Origin of the sequence: Heyndrickxia camelliae, assembly GCF_002844575.1 — a bacterium.
Taxonomy (GTDB): domain Bacteria; phylum Bacillota; class Bacilli; order Bacillales; family Bacillaceae_C; genus Margalitia; species Margalitia camelliae.
In genome coordinates, this window is record NZ_PIQO01000008.1 from 63,572 (window position 1) to 88,113 (window position 24,542).

Sequence of the window (24,542 nt, forward strand, 5' to 3'; positions counted from 1 at the left end):
ATTAAAAACTACCATTAAATTTGCAATACAGAATCAGAAAATCTATTTCAATATAAAGAATTATTACATACTCTTAACAAGCTTTTAACCCCCTGTTAATGCCGTATTAACAATTGTACATTCCCTTCAAAATATTTTATCGGAATGCAAATTTTTTGTTTATTTTACCGACAAAATATTATATGCTTAATTCGTGTTCAAAAAAATATAAACACGGGGGTAAAAGTATGCTTAAAAAGTTTGCTGTATTATTGTTAGCTCTCTCTCTTGCTGCTATAGCATTGGCTGGATGTGGAAGCTCCAATAAAGCAAAAGATGGAAATGGAGATCTAAAAAAATTAAGAATCGGATTCGTACCATCTCAAAACGCTGAAACATTGGAAGCAAGAGCGAAGCCTCTAGAAGGACTTCTAAAAAAAGAACTTGGTATTCCAGTAGAGGTTAGCGTTACTACTGACTATAATAGTGTCGTAGAGGCAATGAAATCTAAACAACTAGAAATTGGTTTCTTACCTCCTACTGATTATGTACTAGCCCATCAACAAAAAGCTGCAAATGTACTTCTTCAAGCACAACGTTATGGAGTTAATCCTGATACTGGTGCACAAACAAAAGAATTAGTTGATTATTACTATGCTGGACTTCTTGTAAGAAACGACTCCGGTATTAAATCAGTAGATGATTTAAAAGGTAAGAAAATCGGTTGGCAAGCTGCAACTTCATCAGCTGGTTATGTATGGCCAGCAGCATATTTAAAAGATCACGGTATCGACGCACAAAAAGATGTAACAGGTGTTCAACTACAAGGACATGATAAAGGTGTTATGGGTGTAATGGATAAAAGCATCGACGCTGCGGCAGTATTCGTAGATGCTCGTAATATTGTAGCAAAAGAATATCCTAATATTTATAAAGATACACATTACTTATTCTTAACAGAAAAAATTCCGAATGATACTATCAGTATTCGTCCAGATATATCAAAGAAATGGGCAGATAAGATCGCTGATGCATTCATTAAAATTGGTAAAGATCCAGAAGGTAAGAAGATTATTGAATCCATCTACACACATGAAGGTTATGTAAAGTCTAAAGACTCTAACTTTAATATCGTTCGTGATTATAGCAAAAAGATGGAAGAGATTGGTAAATAATATAAAAAACACCGCCACAATATCGGCGGTGTTTTTTATATTCCTAGATAACGAAGTTAATATATTCACGTAACAGGTCAACCTTAAAAGAAAAGGCAGACAAGCGTTACGGTCAGCTTCAATGTTGGAGAAATTATAAGGACAATTCACCGCTAGATTCTTCAATGCTATCTAACAATTGACTCCCCATTATTGGTCAGCTGATAAGAGTTGGAGACATGCATCGTTAAACTCTTAAAAGAAACTTATCTTTATACGCATAAAATAAAAAGCAGACTCTCGGAAGAGTCCGCATTCCACTTATACTATTAAACTATTCTCTTTCTAATTTGTGCTGAGATCACATCAATTATAGTTACCATTACAACTATTCCATAAAGAATGATTCCAACGCGCGGCCATGTGTGACCTTGTAAAGCAAAGATCAGTGGAGCTCCGATTCCCCCTGCACCTACGATACCAAGGATAGTAGCAGAACGCACACTTATTTCAAAGCGATAAAGGGTATAAGATAAAAAGGCAGGCATGACTTCCGGCAATATGGCAAACCATAAAGTTTGAATTTTATTGGCTCCTGAAGCAATTAACGCTTCTCTGGCACTAAATTCCGTATTTTCAATGGATTCCCCGAACAGTTTTCCTAACATTCCAATAGAGTGGAAGCCTAATGCAAGAATCCCCGCAAATGGTCCAAGACCAACTGCTTTAATAAAGATTAACGCCATAATTAATTCCGGAAACACGCGAATACAGCTAAGTACAAATTTACCAACACTAGAAATAGCTTTGTTTTTACTCATATTACGCGCACCCCAGAACGCAAATGGCACACATAGAACCGCCGAAATGAACGTTCCTAAAACGGCAATTGCTAATGTTTCAAGCAAGGATCTTAATAAATCCTCACCCTCCGGATCATAAATATATCCCCAGTCTGGATGTGCAAAACCACTAAAAATTCCTTTAAGAGCTTGTTTGGCAGAATCCTTTATCTCTATATGTGGAGCACCCCAAAATGCCCATACATAGATTAGAATAACAATTGCAACTACTACCCATTTCATCACACGTTTTCTTATTGGCTTTTTTAAAGATACTTGGTTCATAGCAACTTCTCCCGTAACTTATTACTAATGGCATCGACAATAACGACCACAATCAATGTGTAAATAATAATCGTGAGAACTCGGTCGTATTGGAAAAATCCTAATGCATTATTTAATACTAATCCAATACCACCAGCCCCTACATACCCTAGAATAGCAGCTGCACGAATATTGATTTCAAAGCTATATAAGAAAAAGGACATATAATGAGCAATAACCTGAGGAATAACCCCAAAGAAAATCCACTGAATTTTATTTGCGCCTACGGCTGTCATCGCTTCAAGCGGACCAGGGTCAATTGCTTCAATTGCTTCATAAAAGAGCTTTGCAATAATCCCAAATGAGAATACAGCAATTGCTAAAATACCCGGAAGTTCCCCAATCCCAAATACCGGCACAAAAAGTGCTGCTAACAGAAGTTCTGGAATTGTACGAATTAAGTTCATAATAAATCTAAAAACCTGATATACTACCGGTATTTTAACTACATTACTAGAAGATAAGAGTGCAAAAGGAATTGCAATAATTCCACCAAATGTTGTCCCTAATACAGCCATCCTGATGGTTTCTAACATTTGATTGGTAATAGAACCAAAATAACTCCAGTCAGGCGGGAACATTTCTTTAATTAAATCTACGATATTAGGCAAACCTTGAATTAAGGTCGATAAAGAGATTTGTGTATTAATAATACTTCCCCAAATAATTGCAATAACTAATACGATGGTTAAGAGAGTTTTTATTTTTGTTTTCTTTGGTTTTACTGTTTCCATTACTCTGTCTCTCCTAACAACTCGTCACTCTTTATTTCACGGCCGTAAATTTGAGAGAATACATCGTCTGTAGCTTCTTCAACAGGACCATCATACACAATCTCACCCGCACGAATCCCTATAATTCTTGTAGCATACTGTCTAGCTAAATCTACAAAGTGAAGGTTTACAATCGTGGTAATTCCAAGTTCCTGATTGATTCTTTTTAAGTCATCCATTACTTGTCTAGTTGTAAACGGGTCAAGAGATGCAACTGGTTCATCAGCAAGAATGATTTTTGCCTCTTGCGCTAAAGCACGTGCAATCGACACACGCTGTTGTTGTCCCCCTGATAATTCATCAGCACGAGAATATGCCTTTTCTTGAATATTCACCCTACCTAATGCATTCAGCGCTAATTCAACATCCTGCTTTGGAAATAATCCTAGCAATGTTCGAATGGTAGAATGGTAGGCTACCCTTCCAGACAAAACATTTCGAATAACGCTGGAGCGTTTAACAAGATTGAAATTTTGGAAAATCATCCCTATATCTCTACGGATATGACGAAGTGATTTTCCTTTAGCTGCTGTGATAGATTTGCCATCAATGATGATTTCTCCCTCTGTGATTTCATGCAATCTATTGATAGAACGAAGAAGTGTAGACTTACCCGCTCCAGAAAGTCCTACTATGACTACGAAATCTCCTTTATTAATCTTAAGGTTTACATTTTTCAGACCCTTTGTCCCATTCGGATATACCTTAGAAACATTTTTGAATTCAATCATCTTTTTATGATTTCCCCTTTTACAAAAGTTTGATTTAACCGTGATTGGCAGTAAACCCTCACTAAGCAGTTGACTGCTATCGTGAGGGTTAAAATCCCAACTTTTTTCTGTATATTACAATATTTTCTAATAAAAAATACAAAAAACTACATTTTACAACATTTAATTTACTAAATAAATCTAGTAAACTCAAGTTAAGATTTTATTTAATTTCAATTTTATGACGAAAATGTTTCTAAATATATTATATAATAAAAACTTTAAAGAAACTTTCCTTATTAAATAAAATCGGAAAGTAGATTTTTCCATTGAAAAAGACAGGCTATTGCCTGCCCTTCATTTTTTTTCAGATTCATTTCCCTTTTGAATTCTTTTATGAGTATTAAATTCGACTAATTCGTCGCTCATAACATTTTGAGTTTTAACATTATTATTTCTTTGTGCATTCGCATTACCATGTTTCGTTCTTCCCATGAGCTTCACCCCTTTTTCATCGGCTACATTTGTAGTTTGATGAAAATGAAGAATATTATACGAGGAAACTATCTTTTATAAGGACTTTTTGACTTTTTCCTTTTCCCTTTGTGACCACTGCTGTTTCTTTTTTCATTCGATGGAATAGACTTCTTTCTTCTATTCCTCTGTTCTGTGCTATGAGAATTGAAGGGTTTCTTTTGTTTCGTTAATATCTTTTCTATTTTGAGATGAATGCCTTTCTCTATCATCTCCAGATAGGAACGATCTTTTGGGGCAACTAGCGTAAGGGCAAGGCCTGTTCCTCCGGCTCTACCTGTCCGACCAATCCGGTGAATATAGCTTTCCACGTCTTCCGGAATATCATAATTAAATACATGTGTCACCCCTTCGACGTCAATTCCGCGTGCTGCTACATCTGTTGCTACCAATAGTTGAATCTTGGCATCTCTAAATTGTTTCATGACCTTTTCTCGTTTCGCTTGTGAAAGATCCCCATGAAGCTCTTCCGCTAAATATCCCCGTTCCTTTAAAGCATTGTTTAATTTACTGGCTCTTCTTTTCGTCCGACAAAAGATAATGGCAAGAAACGGTCGATACTGATTAATTAATTCACAAAGAGTTTCTTGTTTCGCCCGATCTGTAGTTTCAATCACCAACTGCTTAATATCATCAACGGTTATTCTTGGGCTTTTTACTTGGATATCGATTGGATTCTTCATATACTTGTTTGCTATAGAGCGAATTTGCTTTGGCATAGTTGCCGAAAATAACATAGTTTGCCTATTTACTGATAGCGCCCCAATAATATCCTCTATTTCAGGTAAAAATCCCATATGGAGCATTTGATCTGCTTCATCAAGGACTAGCATCCTAACATGCGATAGATCAATTGTATGCCGACGCATATGATCGAGCAGTCTTCCTGGAGTTGCTACAACGATATGCATAGCCCCTTTTAATTTTCTCATTTGCTGTTCCACATCTTGCCCACCATATACAGCAAGTACATGGATATTATCTAGTTTTTCTGTCAGCTTCTTTAACTCTGTCGTAATCTGAATCGCTAATTCCCTAGTAGGAGTGATGATCAAAGCCTGTATGTGAGGACTCTCCGCATTCACTTTTTCCAATATCGGCAAAATAAACGCAAATGTTTTTCCTGTACCAGTTTTTGCTTGTGCAACCATATCCCTTCCCTCAAGAAGAGGAGGAATGGCCCTTTCCTGAATAGGAGTAGGCTCCATAATTCCATAGGAATGGAGCACTTTGTTAAGATTAGTACCTACACCTAGTTTTATAAAATTGGACAAACGTTTCACACCCTTAAATTATTCTGCCTTTAATCATATCATGTCCTTTAAAATAAAACTTTCTCATCCTATATAAAAAAGGTAACTCATCTCTGAGAGCTACCTCCGATTGGAACTATTCCTTTATATTAATTCCGTAGTGATCAAACCAAAAATGAACTTGGGCAAGGTATGCCAGTAATTGAGGCCCTGTCATTAATTGGCCAAACCACGGCACTTGAAATGCTTTTCCTTCTGACTCCATAATATCTCGCAACTTTTTTGCTTTAAATATTTCGTACAGAATAGAATTTCTATCTTCTAGTATTTCGCTTAACCAATTTTGCACAACTTTTGTGTATACAGGGTTATGTGTTTTTGGATAAGGACTTTTCTTTCTATATAATACTTCATCAGGTAATATACCTTCTAATGCCTTACGTAAAATTCCCTTCTCACGGCCTGCATACATTTTCACTTCCCAAGGAATATTCCAGACGTATTCTACAAGACGATGATCAGCAAACGGAACCCGCACCTCAAGGCTTGCGCCCATACTCATTCTATCTTTGCGATCTAACAGTGTTGTCATGAACCATGTCAAATTTAAATAAAACAACTGCCGTCTCTTCGCTTCTAATGGACTTTCACCTTCCAGTTTTGGGGTTTCCTGTACAGTGCTCTCATATTGTGTCATGACATAATCCTGTAAATGGAGCCTTTGATTCCAACTATCCTTTAATAGGCTAACTCGTTCATCCAAGGAACGCATCCAAGGAAATCCTGCCCGCTCTAAATCATCTTGACGGTGAAACCATGGATAGCCACCAAAGATTTCATCTGCACATTCTCCGGATAAACTTACTACAAAATCATTTTTAATTTCTTTGCAGAACCATAATAAAGATGAGTCAACATCCGCCATTCCGGGAGTATCCCTAACCAGAACTGCTTCCTTTAAATATTCAGCGAGGTCTTCCTGACTAATAACACAATTATGATGAATGGTTTCGTAAGTATTTTTCATCAAATCTATCCAATAACCATCCGCATTTGGTTGAAAGTCATTAGCTTTAAAGTACTGATCATTTCCTTCATAATCGATGGAATAGGTGTGAAGCGGGCCCTTACCTTCTGCTTTAAAATGATTGGATGCAATAGCAGTTATAGCACTTGAATCAACTCCTCCAGATAAAAAGGTGCAAACTGGAACATCTGAAACCAATTGTCTTGTTACAGCATCCGTAAATAATGACCGCACTTTTCCCGCAGTTTCTTCTACACTGTCCGTATGATGTTCACTCTTTACATTCCAATATCTCCAAATCTTCAATCCATCTTTTGAATATGTTAAAGCATGTGCAGGCCGAACTTCTTTAATCCCAATAAAAATTCCATGTCCAGGTGTTCTGGATGGGCCTAATCCTAGAACCTCTGCCAATCCATCCATTCCAATTTCCGCCTTCATGTCTGGATGAGCCAAAATAGCCTTTATCTCTGAGCCAAACAAAAGTCTTCCATTATGCTCAGAATAAAATAACGGCTTCACCCCCATGCGATCACGGGCCATAAATAATTGCTGTCTTTCTTCATCCCAAATCCCAAATGCATATATACCATTTAAGTATTGGACACAATCTTCTTTCCATTCTATATAAGACGTTAACAATACTTCTGTATCAGAATGTCCTTGAAATTGATATCCTCTTTTTATAAGCTCTTTTCTTATATCTTCTGTATTATAAAGTTCCCCATTATAACAAATAGTATAGTTGTACTCTCCCTTTGTTCGCGTCATCGGTTGAATACCACCTTGAGGGTCAACAACGACCAACCGCTTATGTCCAAATGCCGCATGTGGTGTTACCCATACATTCGTGTCATCAGGTCCACGCTTCGCTAATGTTTCTGTCATTTTTTCTAAAATGGTATGTTGGTTACTTAAATCGCCTCGATAATCAATCCACCCAGTAATACCACACATAAAGGACCATCCTTCCAATTTTCTTTTAAAAACCATACTTATCATATGGGCGAGTAACCCGAATGGAAAGTTGTCCTTTTTGATGTAAACGGTACCAGCCATAAAAAAATAAAAAACACCCAATCAATGGGTGATAGCTATTATTTGGATATTGTCTTTGGTTTCTTCATTATTTGCTTTACAACTTCCGAAAAAACGATACCAATCGCAATGGCTCCTGACAGCATGAATGCCTTCGCCGCTAATTGAATGGCTGAGTTATAGTCATTTTCCACAAAGTGACGCATAGCATCGTAAGCTAATCCGCCAGGAACCATAGGAATAATACCTGACACACTAAAAATAATGATTGGCTCTTTGTAGATTCGAGCAAAGATTTGGCTAATAATTCCTACTATAAAAGCGGCAATAAATGTTGCAATTACGGAATCTGTGTGAAGATTAATATTTAATGCTATATATACAATCCACCCTACCATCCCTACAAGGCCGCATAAAAATAGCTTACTCCGCGGTACATTAAAAATAATCCCAAACGCTGCGGTGGAGACAAAACTAGTTATAAGCTGTCCAAGCATCATCATCAACGCTTTCATTCCTCTCTGATTGAACACTGTGTAATTTCCCTAGTTTGTAAAAATATTCTTATCTAAAGGAAAGTACAATGGCGATTCCCGCCCCTATTGCAAAGGCAGTTAAAAAAGCCTCCGCTCCTTTGGAAAGACCTGAAACAAGATGCCCCGCCATTAAGTCCCTGATTGCATTCGTTATTAATAACCCTGGCACTAACGGCATTACAGAGCCAATGATAATTTTGTCGAGTTCGGTGCCTATACTAAATTTTACAAGAAAAGCAGATACTAGCCCCATGATGAAAGAGGACAAAAACTCGGCAAAAAAACGAATTTGGACGAGTCTGTGAAAGTATAACAAACTTGTATAGCCAATTCCGCCAGTAATCATAGCGGGAATAAAATCTTTCCACTGGCCTTGAAACATGATAAGGAAACAGCCACTTGCCAATGAGGCCGCTGCAATTTGAAGCCATACGGAAAATTTATAATCTGCCTTTTCTGCGTCTTTTAATTTTTGATAGGCTTCATCTAACTGCAGCTCACCGCTTGCAATTTTTCTGGATATACTGTTTACTACAGTTACCTTTTTTAAATCCGTGGAGCGCTCGACAATCCTCACCAGCTTTGTCGGCTCCACCCCATCAATAGAAAAAATTATTCCTGTCGGCGTCACAAAACAATGAGATCCGTATATCCCAAATGCATTCGCAATTCTGGTCATCGTATCCTCGACCCGATACGTTTCACCGCCGCTTTGCAGCATGATTTTACCCGCGAGTAAACATACATCCACAATTTTATATGTCTTGCTATATTCTTGTTCCATTTTTTACTCCTATACGTTCATATTCAAGAAATCCCTTATCATCTTAAAATATAGACAAGTGTTTTATCAATACATTTTTCTTTATGTTACTATACTGTTTGGAACAAGTAAAAACGAGGCTGCATGAATAGCCTCGTTCCTCCTGTTCTTATCTTGAATGTTTTTTTAACTCTTCCCCTAAGAATTTGGCAAGCTCAAGCATTCCGAACTTTCCCGCTTTTATTTCAGCATCGCTGTTATAATTTGTATTTGTATTTACATCATAGGTGTAAATGTCTCCCGCTTGATTGCGAATAAATTCTATTCCTGCTATTTGAATATTATTGCCACGTAGAAATGATTCATATTTTTCTATTATTGGATCGTGGAATCCTTCTATAATTTGAAACTTATCTGTTTCTGTAGAAGTCTCACCAACCGGACAAAATAAATCATTTATTTGACATGCATCAGCTGGACATAACTCGAATCCTTCTGATGTATCGACACGAACAGCATACAGGAATTTCCCTCCGATGAACTCACATCGAGTAATATAGCTTTCAGGGGATTGGATATATTCTTGCACAAGTGTAATTCCATCTACCGGCTCTTCAAATTCAGCACTGTTCACATAATCCTCTAATGATTGTATAGAATGGAAAAGTTGGACTCCTAAACCTTTCCCAGCTCGGTTATGCTTTGTGATAAATGATGGAGTACCTAATTTTTCCGCTGCCTCTACAATTTTTGTTCGTCCCACCGCAGCTATTGTTTTCGGTGTTCTGATGCCGTACCGTTCCAACTCAGCATATTGATTTACCTTACTTAATTCTAATCTAATGGCGCTGCTGCCGTTGTATACCTTTCTTCCATAGCTTTCTAACCATGTAAAGACAGCAGACGATAACTCTGGTGAAAAGCGATGCCCTCTAGTATGAGAGGATGCACTCATCCGACTGAAAAAAATACCTTCAGGCGGTTCCTCTGATAAATCGACGACTCCTTCATCGAGAAACCACTCTTCGAATGCAATGGAAAGTTCCTCTAAACGTTTTGTTAAATGAATGGTCCAATCACTATTTTCATGAATTATATACACCTTTGTCATGATAGACTTACCCCACTTTCCTTTAACAATGGCATTACTTGTTTCGAAAATCTTTCCATTTCTTCTAACTGTGGTGAGAATTGCAATAATAATAGGTCGACTCCGGCACTTTCATATTCTTTAATTTTCTCAGCAATTTGGGCCGGAGTTCCTATTAGATTCGGTCTTAGCCCTCGGTTGGATACGGAATAATCATATAATTTCACTTGTTGCTCTAATTGAGACTTGCTGACAAAATCATTGTACCCTGCATAAGCACTCGATTCCTTAATATCGGTGATTCTAGCAAGCTCAGCTGCAGCTTCTTCTTCCGTATCTCGGCAAATAACATAGGCGGCCATTCCAAAGGATTTAAACGGGGTTTTATTGGCACTTTCCCGACGATGTTTCATGTCTTGAATTTTTGCGGCAACTTCTTCTACCGTACCACCATGCATAACATAAGCGTCACAGCTATTTACAATCGCTTGCTTGCCTCTTTCACTTTCTCCTCCTGCATAAAGAACCGGATTTGGTCTTTGAACTGGCTTAGGATGTAAGTGAGCATCTTTAATTTGATAGAAATTACCTTGATAATTAAATGTATCCTCTGTCCACATTCCTTTTAACACATCAATAAATTCTTCTGTTCGATCATATCGTTCATCATGAGCAGTAAAGATACCGCCATATTGACGAGCCTCTTCTTCCCACCATGCGGAAACAACATTTAAAGTGAAACGGCCATTACTAATATGATCAATATTTGCAGTTGTTTTAGCTAAAACAGCTGGGTTATGGAACCCAGGTCTTACCGCTGCCATTATTTCTATTTTCTCTGTTACCGCTGCAAGGGCCGCAGCAGTCGACCATGCTTCCAAAGAATCATGCTCAGGTCCTTTAATATCGTTCAAATATAATTCTGCGATGAGAGTCGTATCGTATCCCCATTTTTCCGCCGATTGAATTACTTTTTTTGCATATTCAAATGTAGGCGGCATCTTTTCATCCTCTACATTTCGTAGCCATCCTCCAAAAATAGGTAACCAAAATCCGTATTTCATCTTTTCCTGCTCCTCCCACCTACATAAGATGATTTATTCATTTGAAATAACATAAATAAAAAACTTCCTCGATAAGAAGAAGTTTGCTAACAAAAATCTACTTATCTATCAGAACAAAAAGCTCTGCTGGAATTAGCACCTTTTTAAACACACGTCTAAAGGTTGCTGGGCTTCACCGGGCCAGTCCCTCCGCCTCTCTTGATAAGACTATTCTTTTTTCATAGTAATCCTACAATATAAGTTGGACTTTAGTCAAGTAAATAATTTTCGAAAAGTCAGAAGGTACAGAAGCGATATAACCTTTACACATTTATTCCCAATCATCAAAACGAGGCGCAAATACTATTCCTTTTATTACACCTGAATTAGGAAATTCTAATCTAATAAAATCCTACGATTGGTGGACTCTGATGACATTGTATAAATTATCTTGCTTCTTTATTGGTAATGGTCAATTGTTACCCTTGGGTAAATAAAAACATTGCGTACAATAGACTCCCTTCAGGATTTCTGAATTTGGAATGCTATATTGCTTAAGAACATTGGGATATTTAAGTATATGGTGTTTTAATAACAATTTGGAGAGTTTACGAAGCTCTATTTTGGTTTATTTTTTCTGCATTGAAATTATGTACTTAGCAAAACATGTTAGATCATGTACTGCTAAAAAATATAGATTTAGGAGATGAATTCGTTTCATCCCCTTTTCCTTATTTTGAAAATCAGCATTTAATTATGATTCGGAATCCTTATTAATACATCAGTAAGTCTTACAATCTTCTATTCTAATAATTTTGTTTCATACATTGTAAAGTCACAGCGATAAATAAACAGATACTTTCCGTCTATAATGATTCCTGTTGAATTTGGTACATCCGTTTGCCAATAAGAGACTTTATTACCTGTAAAAGTTGCAACTGGTTTTCCTTGTTGTGATCTTATTAATATAATCTTTGACTTACCAGCAAATAAATTATGATAATTATTCACAATCTTATTTAAAAAAGGCATACTTCTGTCAGTGTTATCTACCGAAACATTTTGAGGTATCTCATTCATTACATCTTTTAAGCCTTTTTCATACATGACTAATGTGCTGCCTACATGTGTAATTTGCTTTCCACCAATAGTTATATTTAATACGGATGATTGTTTTGTGGTATCGCCTTTCTCATTGGTTATGTCGAATTTCGTATCCCTGCTAATATTGCCGGATACACCTTTAATGGTATCAATTGGTTGACCATCTGCATCGTAGGTCTGAAGTGTGACATCTAATCCCTTTAATGCTTTCTCAATATTCTTTCCCCAAAGGTCAAATAACTGACACCCGCTAAGAACGAATATTAAGGAAGCAGCTAATACTAATAATGAAAATCTCTTTAAATTTTGCTTCATAGGTATTTCTTCCCCCAGTCTTGATGAATACTAATTATACAATATTACGTAAAGAGCTTATTATTTGTTTCATTTGAAAGTATGGAATAAAAACAGTACCATCTTCGGTTTAAAAGACCACTATCTCATCTAACTTCTCTTCATAATTTCAGGATTTTTCCATCGTTTCAGTGAATTCTTTTGAAACATTGTTTATGACTGTGTAAAATGTCCTCCATATCCAAATCAATAATCTGCTTGCATATAGTTGATAGCAAAAAAAGAATGCAGAAGTTATATAACCTCTGCATTTCCACCTTTATGAGTAAACTGACTGTTATAAAGATCAGCATAAAAACCGCCTTGATTAAGCAGTTCTTCGTGTGTTCCTTTTTCAACGACATCTCCATGATTCATAACTAAAATCAAATCCGCATCGCGAATGGTTGATAGTCGGTGAGCAATCACAAAGCTTGTTCTATCTTTCATTAATTCGTTCATCGCTTGTTGAATAAGAACCTCCGTTCTTGTGTCAACACTGCTTGTTGCCTCATCCAATATAAGGATTGCAGGATCTGCAAGGATCGCTCGAGCGATTGTGAGCAACTGTTTTTGACCTTGCGAAATATTCGATGCTTCCTCATTTAAGATAGTTTCGTAACCATCCGGAAGCGTCCGAATAAAATGATCGGCACGAGCTGCTTTTGCCGCCCGAACAACCTGTTCTTCCGTTGCATTTTCACGCCCATAGGCAATATTATCTTTGATGGTACCGTTAAATAGCCATGTATCCTGCAGCACCATACCAAACATACTACGTAAATTTCCTCTTTTTAGCTCGGTAATATCGATACCGTCAATGGTAATTTTCCCTTCATTAATTTCATAGAATCTCATCAGCAGATTAATAAGCGTCGTTTTACCTGCACCTGTAGGACCAACAATGGCAATGGTTTGCCCTTTTTTTACATCGATGCTCATTCCTTTAATAACTGTTTCATTTTCTTTATAGCCGAAGACTACATTTTCAAACGTAACGTCCCCTTTAGGAAGTTTGATTTCCTTTGCATTTACTGTTTCCGGAACCTCTTCCTCTTCGTCTAAAAGTTCAAACACACGTTCAGCAGAAGCAATGGTTGATTGGATGATATTTGCAATTTGAGCTGTTTGTGTGATAGGTTGTGAAAATTGTCTTGCGTATTGGATAAACGCTTGAATATCTCCAATCTTAATAGCTCTTTTCGTTACTAAAATACCACCAACAACCGATACCAGTACATATCCAATATTATTGATAAAAGCCATTAATGGCATTATGATTCCGGAAATAAATTGGGCTTTCCGACCCGATTCATAAAGTCGTTCATTAATCGTGTTGAAATCGGAAATGGATTTTTCTTCCCTTCCAAATGCCTTTACAATTTGATGACCAGTATACATTTCCTCTACATGACCATTCAATTCTCCAAGTGCTTTTTGCTGTCCCATAAAATACTTTTGAGATTTCTTTGCAATACCAGCTGTTGCCAAAATACTTAAGGGCAATGTTAAAATAATAATCAGCGTCATCAAAGGACTAATGGTAAGCATCATCACCACAACGCCAACTAGCGTTACAATGGAAGTAATCAATTGTGTTAAGCTTTGCTGCAAGGTGTTGCTAATATTGTCCATATCATTCACAACTCGGCTCAGCACTTCCCCATGTGTCCTAGAATCATACAATTTCAATGGTAGCCTCGCTAACTTTTCATTTACTTCTTTTCTTAAGTTGTAGACGGTTTTCTGGGCAACTCCTGCCATTACATATTGTTGAAAATAACTAAACAAGGAACTGAAGATATAGAGACCGGCTAAAACTAACAAAATATGCAAAATATAATTAAAATCAACCTTTGCACCAGGGACTTTATTGATTTTCATCATCATGCCTTCAAATAATTTGGTTGTGGCATTTCCCATTAATTTTGGTCCGATAATGGTAAAAACTGTACTTAAAATGGCCATCAAAAATACTGCTGTTAGTCGAAATCGATGTGGTTTTAAATACCCAATTAATCTTTTAAAAGTACCTTTAAAGTTTTGTGCCTTTTGAACAGGCATTCCAAATCCATGGCCGTGCCCATGCCCGCGCATTGGTCCCCTTCTTACTTGGTGGGTATTGCGATTATCTCTTTCACTCATGCAATCTCCTCCTCTGATAACTGTGAGGATACAATTTCACGATATACTTCACATGTTTCCATTAATTCCTTGTGAGTTCCGATACCGGCCATTTTTCCTTGATCTAAAACAATAATCTGATCAGCATCCATCACTGTACTCACTCTTTGAGCTACAATCAAAACCGTTGCATCTCCAGTTTCCTTTTTCAATTCGGCTCGCAATGTAGCATCGGTTTTGAAATCGAGAGCCGAAAAACTATCATCAAAGATATAAATTTCTGGTTTCCGCACTAATGCTCTAGCAATGGATAACCTTTGCTTTTGCCCTCCAGAAACATTCGTACCGCCTTGTGCCATCACCGAATGAAGTCCATCCTTTAGCTCAGAGATAAATTCTGTCGCCTGTGCAATTTCCGCGGCATGTTTAATATCATCATCAGATGCATTTTCATTTCCATAACGAATATTGTCAGCAATGGTTCCGGTAAAAAGAACCGCCTTTTGCGGAACAAATCCAATTTTTTTTCGAAGATGCTCCTGTGACATATCACGAACATCTACATCATCCACTAAAACTTTCCCTTCATTTACATCATAGAACCTTGGTATCAAGCTAATTAGCGTTGACTTTCCGGAACCGGTTCCACCAATAATCGCTGTCACCTTACCAGGATTCGCTTTAAAGGTTATGTTCGAAACGGCTGGATTTTCCGCTCCTGGATAGCTGAAAGTAACATTTTGAAACTCGATATATCCTCTTTTTCCTGTCGCTTCTTGAACATTTTCGGCATCGATAATATTGGGTTTAATGTCTAATACTTCATTAATTCGTACCGCCGAAACGGATGCTCGCGGAATCATGATAAACATCATCGATAACATAATGAGCGAAAACATAATTTGCATCGCATATTGTATAAAAGCCATTAAGTCCCCAACCTGCATATTTCCGTTATCAATTCGAATCCCGCCAAACCATATAATTGCAATGGTTGAGAAGTTTAAAACAAGCATCATGATCGGCATTAAAGTAGCCATAATTTTATTTACTTTAATAGCAGTCTGCGTTAAGTCTGCATTAGCAGCTTCAAACCGTTTCTTTTCATAGTCAATACGGTTAAAAGAACGAATAACACGAATGCCTGTTAAATTTTCACGCAATACAAGATTTAATTTATCTAGTTTTTTCTGCATTGCCTTAAATAAAGGTATTCCTTTTCGTTGAACAAGGAGAATCGCTATAAATAAAACTGGCATTGACACCACAAGGACTAAGGAAAGCTTCGCATCCCTTGAAACAGCCATAATAATCCCGCCGATACACATTAACGGAGCCATCACCATCATCCGCATCATCATAATAAGAACTTGCTGGACTTGGTTAATATCATTTGTTGTCCTAGTAATTAGGGATGCTGTACCCACTTGATCAAATTCATTAAGTGAAAAGCTTTCAACATGGGTAAAGACCTTTGTCCGAAGATTCTTTCCAAAACTTGACGCAACTTTAGCAGAATAAAAGCTTGCAGCTATGGAACATATAGCACCTAAGCCAGCAATTAAAAGCATCCACCCGCCTATTTTTAAGATGTATGGCTCATCGCCACGAACAACTCCTTTGTCTACAATATCCCCCATTAGGGATGGCAGATATAAATCGGACATAGAACGAAGGAAAACTAAGATAATGACAAGTCCAATTAATAATCGATAAGGTTTCAAGTGCCTAAACAAACGTAGCAAAAGACATCAACTCCATTCATCCCGCTTTGTGGCCGATTCTTGTTGGTTAAAGTAATCCATCATCTCGGAAAGCATTTCCGCAAATTGCTGGCTTTTTTCCTCTCCAAAATAATCAATCACGCCTTGAAGCTTGTTCAAATAAGCTTCTAATACTTTTTCCGTTATCTCTTCCCCCTCTTTTGTTAATTTTACTTGAACAGATCTTCTATCATTCGGGTCCATCTGCCGCTCTACAAGTCCGTCCCTTTCTAGGCGATTAATGATTTGTGTAACAGAAGGAGCTGTTACTTGAAGGTATTTGCTTAAGCCAGATACTGTTATATCCAAATCATGATGCTTTCTAGCAGCCTTTATCGTAAACAACAATTTATATTCACTCGGTTTTAACCCCTTATATGCCTTGGGTCGAAAATGACTGCGAAACTGCATTAAGGAATGCAAGAGCTGTTTAGCAATTGGATTATTTTCCTCCACTATTCTCACCTCATTTTTCATTACTTAAGTTAATTAATAGTTAAGTAAACTAATTATATTTTTTATCTACTTTATCGTCAAATAAAATGGATAATTCCTCACAAAAAAATCTCAGGTATTAGCCTGAGATTGGATTAATTTTCAGTTAACAGCATAGTATATATCTTTTTACTTATCGGAGCATAAGATCTTACACTGTTTTGTATATTGGATATTAGCACTACGTAATCCTTTCCACCCTTTGAATAACTATTCATCCCATTCCATCCCGGTAATACCCCATGAGACGAATAATTACCTGGTGGAACTGACCAACCTTTTCGATTAATGTACCATCCATATCCATATTGAGATATTGTTTTTGGAGTAAACATTTGTAAATAACTCTTGTGGGATAGAAGTTTACCTGATTGTAAGGCATGATCAAATTTATACAAATCGTAAGCAGTCGAGTATATATCACCACAACCAAAAACTTGTGAAAAGTCTTGTAACTTTGGAGTAAAGATTATTCCCATTTTAACCCTATACCCGGTTGAGTGATATTTCTCCTTATTAAGATCCTCGCCAAACCCAGAGTGTGTCATTCCTGCTACATTAAAAATATGCTCTTTAATATATTGGTGCAACGGCATCCCACTCGCTTTCTCAATGACATATCCCAGAACGGAATAGTTAGCATCTGAATACTCCCACCTTGTTCCAGGTTTAGATTTCAGACGACGTGCAGTGACTCCAATTTCACGCATTAACTCCTCCTTTGACACTTTTCCTCCGAACTCATTACGAACAGGAATTCCGGAGGTGTGGGTTAATAAATTATACAGTTTTATCTCTCGTGAATGAGGAAAATCAGGAAGATAGTTTGATAATGGTTCATTAATATTTAATTTTCCGGATTCCTGAAGCTGTAAAAATGCGGTAGCAACAAAAGACTTTGTTATTGAACCTATATAAAAAACAGTATCTGGGTTGTTTTGCGTTTTATTTCTTTCATTAGAAAAACCGTATCCCTTATTAATAACTACCTTACCGTTATGAACAATTGTAGCTGAACCATTAAAATGAATTTTTTTCAAGTATTGATCTATTTCATCATTGTTGGAAATTCCTTTACTAGTAATCTTTTTAGAAGGATGATAAGTTTTTCCTGATGTAATAACACTCGCTGCGTTTTCTACATTCCTCTTATTAACAAGATGTGTTGCAAATCGATGTTTAACAAGAACGAACGCTGCTAATAGCAAAATTAAACAGATAATAGCAGGAATCTTCCATTGGTTCCTTCTTTTTCTTCTTAGTTGATATCTTGTTTTATTCCGCATTTTCTTTTCTCCTCATAACAATACTCTATTCTACTTTTTTGTAATTAAATCCCTACAATAATAGACGAATAATATTGTTTAAAGGTTCTCCTTAATTTGAAAAAATTATCATTAACCTCTTTTTAAATACATACAAAATGAAAAAAAAATCAGGTATTAAACCCGATTTTTTTGCGCATAAGTTTTTACTTCTCTTGCTCCTGTTTCTTTTATTAACTTCTGATCTTTCATAATAAACGGATAAAATACCAAACCTACTACAAACAAACCGATTCCCAAGAAGAAAGTTTTCATATCAGCAGTACCAGTTTTAATTACCCAGATAGAATAAATAATAGCTAAAACGGTTATTACTCCATCCAATTTCCTGAAGCCTTTTATTTTATCGTATGTTTCTCCTGTTATGACAAGTTTTAATTGATAAACTGCTGATACCAGATATGGAATTAAATAGGCTAATGTTGCAACAACAATAGCAAAATCATATGCTTCGGTAACCGTACCTGAAATAGTTGAGAAAAGAAATACCTGTGTCAAAACATTCGTAATTGATAAGGATCTGATAGGACTTCCAGATTTATTCGTTTTTGCAAAGAATTTTGGAAATAACCCTACTTTTGCTGCCTGGTATGGCACTTCAGAACTTACCACAATCCAACCAACAGTGGATCCGAATAATGAAATAAGTGCTAGTAATGCCATAATATAAGTTCCGTTATGACCTATAACCATGCCCAATGCATCCACTAAAGGTTTTTGTGAATCTTTTAATTGATCCTGAGGCAGTGCTCCCATTGTTAATAAGGTAATCCCAATATAAATGAATAGAGAAATGATTAAACCTATCATCGTTGCCTTTCTAACATCGCTTTGTGACTTCGCACGATTAGAAAGCATTACAGCAGATTCAATTCCAATGAAGGCCCAAAGCGTTGAAATTGCCCCTGCATTTACTTGTCCTCCTAGACCAACCTTATTACCAGACGCGTCAACAAATGCCTTTGCATTTCCTAAATTTGCTGCATCAAACACAAATACTGTTACAATAACAAAAAGCAAAAATCCAATGACCTTCGTAATAGTAGCAGTAAGATTTAATTTTCCAGCGGCATTGAAGCTTTTTGATAGAATAAATTGAATTCCCCATAGCATGATTGTACATATAATAAACGTAACGAATTTACCATATTCTAATTGAAAACTTCCGAAAGTAACTAAGACTTTCTTACTCTGCATGACAGGGAAAAAGGTCGTTAAATAACCGGCAAAGGAAATAATAACAGAGGCTGTCGCTGCCCAGTTCGCTGCCCAATATCCCCATGCCATACTGTATCCAGCTACTTTTCCTGCCTTCGGAGAGGAAAATAAGTTTTGAGCATAGCTTTGCGGTCCTGCCTTTAACTCAGGTTTTCTGGTTGCTAGATTTCCAAATACTAATGCAATCATAAATACACCAAGTCCTGTTGCTAGCCACGCAAGTGTAGCGCCTGTCGGACTTGCTACCTGTGCCAAATTAGCAGGTAGCATAAAAATACCGCCGCCTACCATATTTCCTATAACAAAGGTAGTTAAAATCCATAACCCCCATTTTTTTGTTTCCATCATATATCACCTTTCTAAGATGCCATTTATTATATACCGTATTAGTTCATGGACTTAGTATACTTCAATTCTCTACTTTGGTAAAGTGATAATATAATAAAATATCTTGGTAAATTTAGTAACAATCTTAGGTGTTTCATAGAAATAGCAAAAAACCACAAGTCGATTAATCAACTTGTGGTTCTGTTTGAGTGGCTTTCCAATGCTGCTCCATAGCCTGATCCACATAGACCCAGCCTTTCCACGCAATATGCATGGTATCTTTTAAGAAATACGGATCATATTCGTGTCCAGATAGATCAACGATTGGGAACCCTGAAGCTCTTACCTGCTTGCAAATCTTTTTATAATAAACTTCTCGTCCGTTCTTTGGAAACCCAGTGTAATCGTACCATCTTCCATTCACCGGAAGGGAAATAAAGATTGGTTTAGCACCTTTTTCCTTTAACAGATCTAAAACCATTTGGAAATCATTGTACTCTACTGATTTAGCATAGGTTGCATGTCTATTATAATTTTTCATCTTTGCAGCAGTAGGGATTATTTTCTTTTTATAAAAACTGTATGATACATCATATGGGTTTCCTTTAGCTCTTTGTTTACCATATTGACTCGCAATTTGCTCTAATTCTCCCCATGATTTCCCTTTAACAATCTTTGGATCTTTATATCGTTTATGATTATATCCACCATAAAGTGAAAAATATAAGTCTTTCTTTTGAAGCAGCTTCCAATTCATATATGCAAACGGTCTGATAATTTCATTATCCAGTCTGAACTTGCCATGACGACCAATTTCAGACCGAAACACACTAGTAAGCATGTAATCCCTTTTTACTACATCAAACTTTAAAAGCCTGTGAATGGCTTTTCTTTTTAATCTAGGATCAATAGAATGATTAAAAGCTAAATCATATGCCTGTAGCATCGAATAATTGGGATCAAAATGAACATTATCGATTCCTTTCTTATGAAACCACTGTGGAGAAATAATAAAGACCAATTTTTTCCCTTTTAACTGATTGGAATGCGCAGCAAAGTTCATAAATTGAACTAATGACTGCGTACCTCCACGTCCATATAAAAATGGGGTAAACCCTTCCTGATTGGCTTCAAAATAATTAGAAGGATGAAACGGGTCAAATCTTGATAATTCTGATGATCCGTATATTGGAAAGTACTTCTTATCCGCTAGCATTCTGCTTTGGATATAATCTCCTTGAAACATTAAAGGACTAAGGCTTGTAGCATCCTTTGCCACTTTTTTATTCGAAATCAAATCCCCAATCCAAGCATTTGGTATAAATAAGAACACCAAAAATAGGATAACCGCTAAAATAAGTGGACCAAAAGCATATTTTTTCATTGATGTTCCACTAATTTCTCTGCTATATTGTTCGGAGTATTCCACTCCTCACGATTAAATTCTGTTATTGGAATATTGATTCCGAACCGCTCATCTACTTCTACTAAAAAGTTGATAGTACCGAAGGAATCTAGTAATCCTGTCTCAAATAAATCGATATTTGGATCTTCCTTTACAACCTCGTCTTGGCAAATCTCTGCTATTAAGTTGATAATCTCTTGTTTTTCCATTTTAAATTATTCTCCTTTAACGTAGCTTTACTTGTATTGTTGTTACTTTTCGTAAATGTTTATAAACCCCACAGTAGACTTCATTTTGGGGCTACTTTTCGTATGTTATCTAAAGTAGTAGCGAAATGGTTCACCTGAAAAAATATAAAGTCCGAAACATACAAAGTGGAACGTGATAATGACCGAAACAACATGTGTAAACTTATTCTTCGGCCAAAATTTACGCTTTCTGTTCCACCTATCAAAAAAGTCATACCCAATCATTAATGCGGCCATGTAAAGGCCGTAAACGATATATTGCACGGCAATTCCATGCCAAAAGCCCATAATTAAAAATAATAACGTATAGCCGATATTGGAAACCGTGTAGCGATCACGTATCCATTTTTTCTTTGTCATCCAGAGGACAAAGCGCATATATACATAATCCCGGAACCAGAATGACAAAGTCATATGCCACCTATTCCAGAAATCCTTTATATTTCTGCTTATAAATGGAGCATTAAAGTTTTCTGGAGTTTTAACTCCCATCAAATAACTCACTCCAATTGCAAAGGCACTATACCCCGCAAAATCAAAGAATAAATATAAACTATATGCATACATGTACATAATTTGCGCTAGTACAGGTGGTACATATACATATGGATTTTTTGGCAAATAGGCCAGCAGATAGTGATGCAACAAATAAGCAATAATGAATTTATATAAAAATCCTCTAAAAATCTTGTTAATTCCTAAATACAGATACTCATAATACTGTTCTTTTGTCGGAACTGTTAAGCTATCTTTCTGAAATCTTCTCCAGCGATCAATCGGGCCAGATGAGATCGTTGGAAAGAATAAAAGAAAGTAAAGAAAATCCAGAATTGGGATATCGCTTTTTATTAAGCCGTCTCTGGTCTCCATGATCATTTGTACCGCTTTAAAGGTTAGATAGGATACTCCTAAAAACCCAATCAAATGATGAAGCCCCAAAAAGGGAAAAATCTTTACTAAGGCTAGTGGAAGAATAGACCCTACCACTGCCCAGACAAATACCGATGTTTTATTTTCCCTTTGGCGGTAAGAAGCATAGCCTTTGACTAATAAAACTTGCCATATGGTAAACACAATTAGAGAAATAAGCCCCATCATACTATTAGCGAAAATAATGGCTAACATGATTACCGTAATAATCATATTATAGGTCCTAGATTGTCTGCCCTTTAGGCCAAGTATGATCGTTGGCAGTAAAAGAATTCCTATTATCAAGAAAAAGATAAATTTTTCGTACGGAATCATACCATTACCTCAGCAGATAATTTCTTTCGATCAACCTTACCATTCGGCGTTATTGGCAGACTATGAGTATACGAAAACTTCCTTGGAATCATATATGAAGGAAGAAGTTCCGATAATTCTTTCTTTATCGCCGCTGTTAATTGATACTGTTTTTCAAAGGAGTGCTGGGCCGGAACAATAAATGTGGATAAGTAGTCAATTTTCCCATCCTTATAGACAGGTACAACCACACAAGCTTCAACATATTGAGATTTCGCAATGCTATACTCAATCTCTTCTAATTCCATACGATAACCATGCACCTTTACTTGGAAATCAAGGCGACCTTGATAGTACAGTAATCCATTTTTTCTATAGCCTGCATCACCTGTTCGATAAGCTCTTTCTCCATCGGTTTCAAAGAAAGATTTATCCGTAAGCTCTTTTTCTCCTAAATAGCCTTTACTTACGCTTGGCCCAACGATAATCATTTCTCCTTTTTCCCCTTCAGGAAGCTGATTACCGTTCTCATCCACAATCCATAATTGTGTATCGCCTTTACTATATCCAATAGGCAAAATGGAATGTGACGCTAATAGTTCATTCGTAACCTCGACCATCGTTATCGCAACAGTCGCTTCTGTTGGTCCATACAAATTAAAGACCTTTGCTCCAGGAAACCGTTCTTTTAACTGACGAGCAATATCTGCGGAAAGAACTTCCCCGCAAAACAGGAATACTTCAAGTCCCGGAAGCATTTCCTCCGAAAAGCCTGGTTCCATTAAACACATTTGAGCAAACGACGGTGTCGATGTCCAAACCTGGATATTGGATCCCTTTAATTCCTCAAAAAGCAGTTTGGGATTTGCAATCATATCCTTCGTAATCGCAAATAATGTCCCACCTGTACAAAGGGACGGATATAGATCCATCACTGATAAATCAAATGAAAATGGTGCCTGGTTTAAAAAGACCTTCTGTTTGTCGATTGGAAAATCAGAAAGCATCCAGCCCACATAGCTTTGAAGATTATTTGCTGTAATCTGTACACCTTTTGGATTCCCAGTACTTCCAGAGGTATAGATAATATAGAAAGTATCTTCCTCTTGTACCCACTTTTCCTCAGAGGCAGCATCATCGTGAGAGCTTAAAATATGGAGAAGCTCTTCACTTTGGACCATCTTGATTGGGTAGTTTTCAAAATGGTCAACCTCTATCTCCTCTGTTGCAAAGAAAAATTCCGCCTTCGAACTATCCATGATTTTTTTTATTCGATCAATTGGAATCGAAACATCTACCGGAATATATGGATGTCCGGCTTTTACACTTCCTAAAAAAGAGACAACCATTTCAGGTGCCATATGACCATAAACTATTATAGGAGAGTGCTGCTTTTCTGAGTAATTCTCAACATAGGATGCTAAACGATTGGACTTACTCCATAAATCCTCATACGTGATGGCAGCATCACGATTGATAAAAGCAAGTCGTTTTGGTTCATTAGCAGCCAAACGTTCAATTGATTTTATTACGTTCATTATTGCTCCTCCTGATTCTTAAAATTCACTATATATAAATGGCCCCGCACTCATATCATGAAATCCATAAATTAACACCAACAATATCAGAATGAGTAAATAATACAATGTACGAAGACTCCACCATAGCACTCGATTTCCTGTCTCCTTTTCTGACTTTTTCATAAGAAGGCACCCTTTCATCCTTATCTACCTTTTGTACCCCGCAAATCAATATTTATATGATATTGATATATAGGGACATTAGGATATAAATCTGTAAAAAATCTGTAAGTATTATTACAAATTTATTACAACATCTATTAGACGTAATTCATTATAAAATAGTTTCATAAAAAAAAGATGAAAAAATCATTAGAAAAGTTCATTCAT

General features: G+C 36.6%; 22 protein-coding genes and 1 riboswitch. Of the genes, 1 reads left to right on the forward strand and 21 read right to left on the reverse strand.

All coding sequences use genetic code 11. From position 1 onward, the window contains the following. The first annotated feature begins 227 nt into the window (after window positions 1-227). The gene (locus CWO92_RS12065) at window positions 228-1,154 is read left to right on the forward strand and encodes a phosphate/phosphite/phosphonate ABC transporter substrate-binding protein (protein ID WP_101354467.1); all 927 of its coding nucleotides are present in this window, start codon (window positions 228-230) and stop codon (window positions 1,152-1,154) included. Between the two features lie 308 nt (window positions 1,155-1,462). Here CWO92_RS12065 and phnE (CWO92_RS12070) read toward each other — a convergent pair whose 3' ends face one another. The 21 genes from phnE (CWO92_RS12070) to dltX all read right to left on the reverse strand — a co-directional run bounded on the left by phnE (CWO92_RS12070) (window position 1,463) and on the right by dltX (window position 24,353). Then, window positions 1,463-2,218, reverse strand: a complete 756-nt coding sequence (gene phnE, locus CWO92_RS12070; protein ID WP_437177545.1) for a phosphonate ABC transporter, permease protein PhnE — start codon at window positions 2,216-2,218, stop codon at window positions 1,463-1,465. A 38-nt stretch (window positions 2,219-2,256) separates the two neighbouring features. After that, window positions 2,257-3,033, reverse strand: a complete 777-nt coding sequence (gene phnE, locus CWO92_RS12075) for a phosphonate ABC transporter, permease protein PhnE (protein ID WP_101354469.1) — start codon at window positions 3,031-3,033, stop codon at window positions 2,257-2,259. Continuing rightward, a complete protein-coding gene (gene phnC / locus CWO92_RS12080) occupies window positions 3,033-3,803 on the reverse strand; it encodes a phosphonate ABC transporter ATP-binding protein (RefSeq protein ID WP_101354470.1) in 771 nt (256 codons plus the stop codon). Before phnC ends, phnE (CWO92_RS12075) begins: the two co-directional genes overlap by 1 nt. A gap of 336 nt (window positions 3,804-4,139) precedes the next feature. Further along, window positions 4,140-4,277, reverse strand: a complete 138-nt coding sequence (gene ypzF, locus CWO92_RS25430) for a protein YpzF (RefSeq protein WP_165786677.1) — start codon at window positions 4,275-4,277, stop codon at window positions 4,140-4,142. Window positions 4,278-4,345: 68 nt separating this feature from the next. Continuing rightward, complete coding sequence (locus tag CWO92_RS12085; protein ID WP_233270041.1) at window positions 4,346-5,590, reverse strand: DEAD/DEAH box helicase; 1,245 nt, start codon at window positions 5,588-5,590, stop codon at window positions 4,346-4,348. Between the two features lie 115 nt (window positions 5,591-5,705). After that, a complete protein-coding gene (gene asnB / locus CWO92_RS12090) occupies window positions 5,706-7,553 on the reverse strand; it encodes an asparagine synthase (glutamine-hydrolyzing) (protein WP_101354562.1) in 1,848 nt (615 codons plus the stop codon). Between the two features lie 140 nt (window positions 7,554-7,693). Next, entirely contained in the window at window positions 7,694-8,131 is a 438-nt protein-coding gene (locus CWO92_RS12095; RefSeq protein ID WP_101354563.1) for a threonine/serine exporter family protein, read from the reverse strand. A gap of 67 nt (window positions 8,132-8,198) precedes the next feature. Further along, a complete protein-coding gene (locus tag CWO92_RS12100; protein ID WP_101354471.1) occupies window positions 8,199-8,954 on the reverse strand; it encodes a threonine/serine exporter family protein in 756 nt (251 codons plus the stop codon). A gap of 148 nt (window positions 8,955-9,102) precedes the next feature. After that, the gene (locus tag CWO92_RS12105) at window positions 9,103-10,044 is read right to left on the reverse strand and encodes an ATP-grasp domain-containing protein (RefSeq protein WP_101354472.1); all 942 of its coding nucleotides are present in this window, start codon (window positions 10,042-10,044) and stop codon (window positions 9,103-9,105) included. Next, window positions 10,041-11,087: an LLM class flavin-dependent oxidoreductase gene (locus tag CWO92_RS12110; RefSeq protein ID WP_101354473.1), complete on the reverse strand. Its 1,047-nt coding sequence runs from the start codon at window positions 11,085-11,087 to the stop codon at window positions 10,041-10,043. Before CWO92_RS12110 ends, CWO92_RS12105 begins: the two co-directional genes overlap by 4 nt. Window positions 11,088-11,185: 98 nt before the next feature. Continuing rightward, window positions 11,186-11,295, reverse strand: a riboswitch (SAM riboswitch). Between the two features lie 572 nt (window positions 11,296-11,867). Next, entirely contained in the window at window positions 11,868-12,485 is a 618-nt protein-coding gene (locus CWO92_RS12115) for a DUF5052 family protein (protein WP_101354474.1), read from the reverse strand. 273 nt (window positions 12,486-12,758) lie between these two features. Continuing rightward, on the reverse strand, window positions 12,759-14,648 hold the full coding sequence (locus tag CWO92_RS12120) for an ABC transporter ATP-binding protein (protein ID WP_101354475.1): 1,890 nt from the start codon (window positions 14,646-14,648) through the stop codon (window positions 12,759-12,761). Next, on the reverse strand, window positions 14,645-16,372 hold the full coding sequence (locus CWO92_RS12125) for an ABC transporter ATP-binding protein (RefSeq protein WP_101354476.1): 1,728 nt from the start codon (window positions 16,370-16,372) through the stop codon (window positions 14,645-14,647). The genes CWO92_RS12120 and CWO92_RS12125 overlap by 4 nt, the downstream gene beginning before the upstream one ends. Before the next feature lie 6 nt (window positions 16,373-16,378). Further along, window positions 16,379-16,846 (reverse strand): MarR family winged helix-turn-helix transcriptional regulator, encoded by a 468-nt coding sequence (locus tag CWO92_RS12130; protein ID WP_158176691.1) that lies wholly within the window; start codon window positions 16,844-16,846, stop codon window positions 16,379-16,381. A 134-nt stretch (window positions 16,847-16,980) separates the two neighbouring features. After that, window positions 16,981-18,171 (reverse strand): serine hydrolase domain-containing protein, encoded by a 1,191-nt coding sequence (locus CWO92_RS12135; RefSeq protein WP_101354478.1) that lies wholly within the window; start codon window positions 18,169-18,171, stop codon window positions 16,981-16,983. Window positions 18,172-18,327: 156 nt separating this feature from the next. Beyond that, window positions 18,328-19,773, reverse strand: coding sequence for an amino acid permease (locus CWO92_RS12140; protein ID WP_101354479.1), 1,446 nt, complete (start codon window positions 19,771-19,773; stop codon window positions 18,328-18,330). A gap of 166 nt (window positions 19,774-19,939) precedes the next feature. Continuing rightward, entirely contained in the window at window positions 19,940-21,139 is a 1,200-nt protein-coding gene (gene dltD, locus CWO92_RS12145) for a D-alanyl-lipoteichoic acid biosynthesis protein DltD (protein WP_101354480.1), read from the reverse strand. Beyond that, window positions 21,136-21,369 carry a D-alanine--poly(phosphoribitol) ligase subunit 2 gene (dltC, locus tag CWO92_RS12150; protein WP_101354481.1) on the reverse strand — a complete coding sequence of 78 codons (234 nt, stop codon included), beginning with the start codon at window positions 21,367-21,369 and terminating at the stop codon, window positions 21,136-21,138. Before dltC ends, dltD begins: the two co-directional genes overlap by 4 nt. Window positions 21,370-21,474: 105 nt before the next feature. After that, the gene (dltB, locus tag CWO92_RS12155) at window positions 21,475-22,653 is read right to left on the reverse strand and encodes a D-alanyl-lipoteichoic acid biosynthesis protein DltB (protein WP_101354482.1); all 1,179 of its coding nucleotides are present in this window, start codon (window positions 22,651-22,653) and stop codon (window positions 21,475-21,477) included. Next, window positions 22,650-24,170: a D-alanine--poly(phosphoribitol) ligase subunit DltA gene (gene dltA / locus CWO92_RS12160; RefSeq protein ID WP_101354483.1), complete on the reverse strand. Its 1,521-nt coding sequence runs from the start codon at window positions 24,168-24,170 to the stop codon at window positions 22,650-22,652. Before dltA ends, dltB begins: the two co-directional genes overlap by 4 nt. An 18-nt stretch (window positions 24,171-24,188) precedes the next feature. Beyond that, window positions 24,189-24,353 (reverse strand): teichoic acid D-Ala incorporation-associated protein DltX, encoded by a 165-nt coding sequence (dltX, locus tag CWO92_RS12165; RefSeq protein WP_367593490.1) that lies wholly within the window; start codon window positions 24,351-24,353, stop codon window positions 24,189-24,191. Window positions 24,354-24,542: the final 189 nt, after the last annotated feature.

Excerpts from the sequence above, each read along its gene's own strand:
- CWO92_RS12065 (WP_101354467.1), top strand. The coding sequence starts at position 228 with ATGCTTAAAAAGTTTGCTGTATTATTGTTAGCTCTCTCTCTTGCTGCT.
- phnE (WP_437177545.1), bottom strand. The coding sequence starts at position 2,218 with ATGAAATGGGTAGTAGTTGCAATTGTTATTCTAATCTATGTATGGGCA.
- phnE (WP_101354469.1), bottom strand. The coding sequence starts at position 3,033 with ATGGAAACAGTAAAACCAAAGAAAACAAAAATAAAAACTCTCTTAACC.
- phnC (WP_101354470.1), bottom strand. The coding sequence starts at position 3,803 with ATGATTGAATTCAAAAATGTTTCTAAGGTATATCCGAATGGGACAAAG.
- ypzF (WP_165786677.1), bottom strand. The coding sequence starts at position 4,277 with ATGGGAAGAACGAAACATGGTAATGCGAATGCACAAAGAAATAATAAT.
- asnB (WP_101354562.1), bottom strand. The coding sequence starts at position 7,553 with ATGTGTGGTATTACTGGGTGGATTGATTATCGAGGCGATTTAAGTAAC.
- CWO92_RS12095 (WP_101354563.1), bottom strand. The coding sequence starts at position 8,131 with ATGCTTGGACAGCTTATAACTAGTTTTGTCTCCACCGCAGCGTTTGGG.
- CWO92_RS12100 (WP_101354471.1), bottom strand. The coding sequence starts at position 8,954 with ATGGAACAAGAATATAGCAAGACATATAAAATTGTGGATGTATGTTTA.
- CWO92_RS12105 (WP_101354472.1), bottom strand. The coding sequence starts at position 10,044 with ATGACAAAGGTGTATATAATTCATGAAAATAGTGATTGGACCATTCAT.
- CWO92_RS12110 (WP_101354473.1), bottom strand. The coding sequence starts at position 11,087 with ATGAAATACGGATTTTGGTTACCTATTTTTGGAGGATGGCTACGAAAT.
- CWO92_RS12115 (WP_101354474.1), bottom strand. The coding sequence starts at position 12,485 with ATGAAGCAAAATTTAAAGAGATTTTCATTATTAGTATTAGCTGCTTCC.
- CWO92_RS12120 (WP_101354475.1), bottom strand. The coding sequence starts at position 14,648 with ATGAGTGAAAGAGATAATCGCAATACCCACCAAGTAAGAAGGGGACCA.
- CWO92_RS12135 (WP_101354478.1), bottom strand. The coding sequence starts at position 18,171 with ATGCGGAATAAAACAAGATATCAACTAAGAAGAAAAAGAAGGAACCAA.
- CWO92_RS12140 (WP_101354479.1), bottom strand. The coding sequence starts at position 19,773 with ATGGAAACAAAAAAATGGGGGTTATGGATTTTAACTACCTTTGTTATA.
- dltD (WP_101354480.1), bottom strand. The coding sequence starts at position 21,139 with ATGAAAAAATATGCTTTTGGTCCACTTATTTTAGCGGTTATCCTATTT.
- dltC (WP_101354481.1), bottom strand. The coding sequence starts at position 21,369 with ATGGAAAAACAAGAGATTATCAACTTAATAGCAGAGATTTGCCAAGAC.
- dltB (WP_101354482.1), bottom strand. The coding sequence starts at position 22,653 with ATGATTCCGTACGAAAAATTTATCTTTTTCTTGATAATAGGAATTCTT.
- dltA (WP_101354483.1), bottom strand. The coding sequence starts at position 24,170 with ATGAACGTAATAAAATCAATTGAACGTTTGGCTGCTAATGAACCAAAA.
- dltX (WP_367593490.1), bottom strand. The coding sequence starts at position 24,353 with ATGAAAGGGTGCCTTCTTATGAAAAAGTCAGAAAAGGAGACAGGAAAT.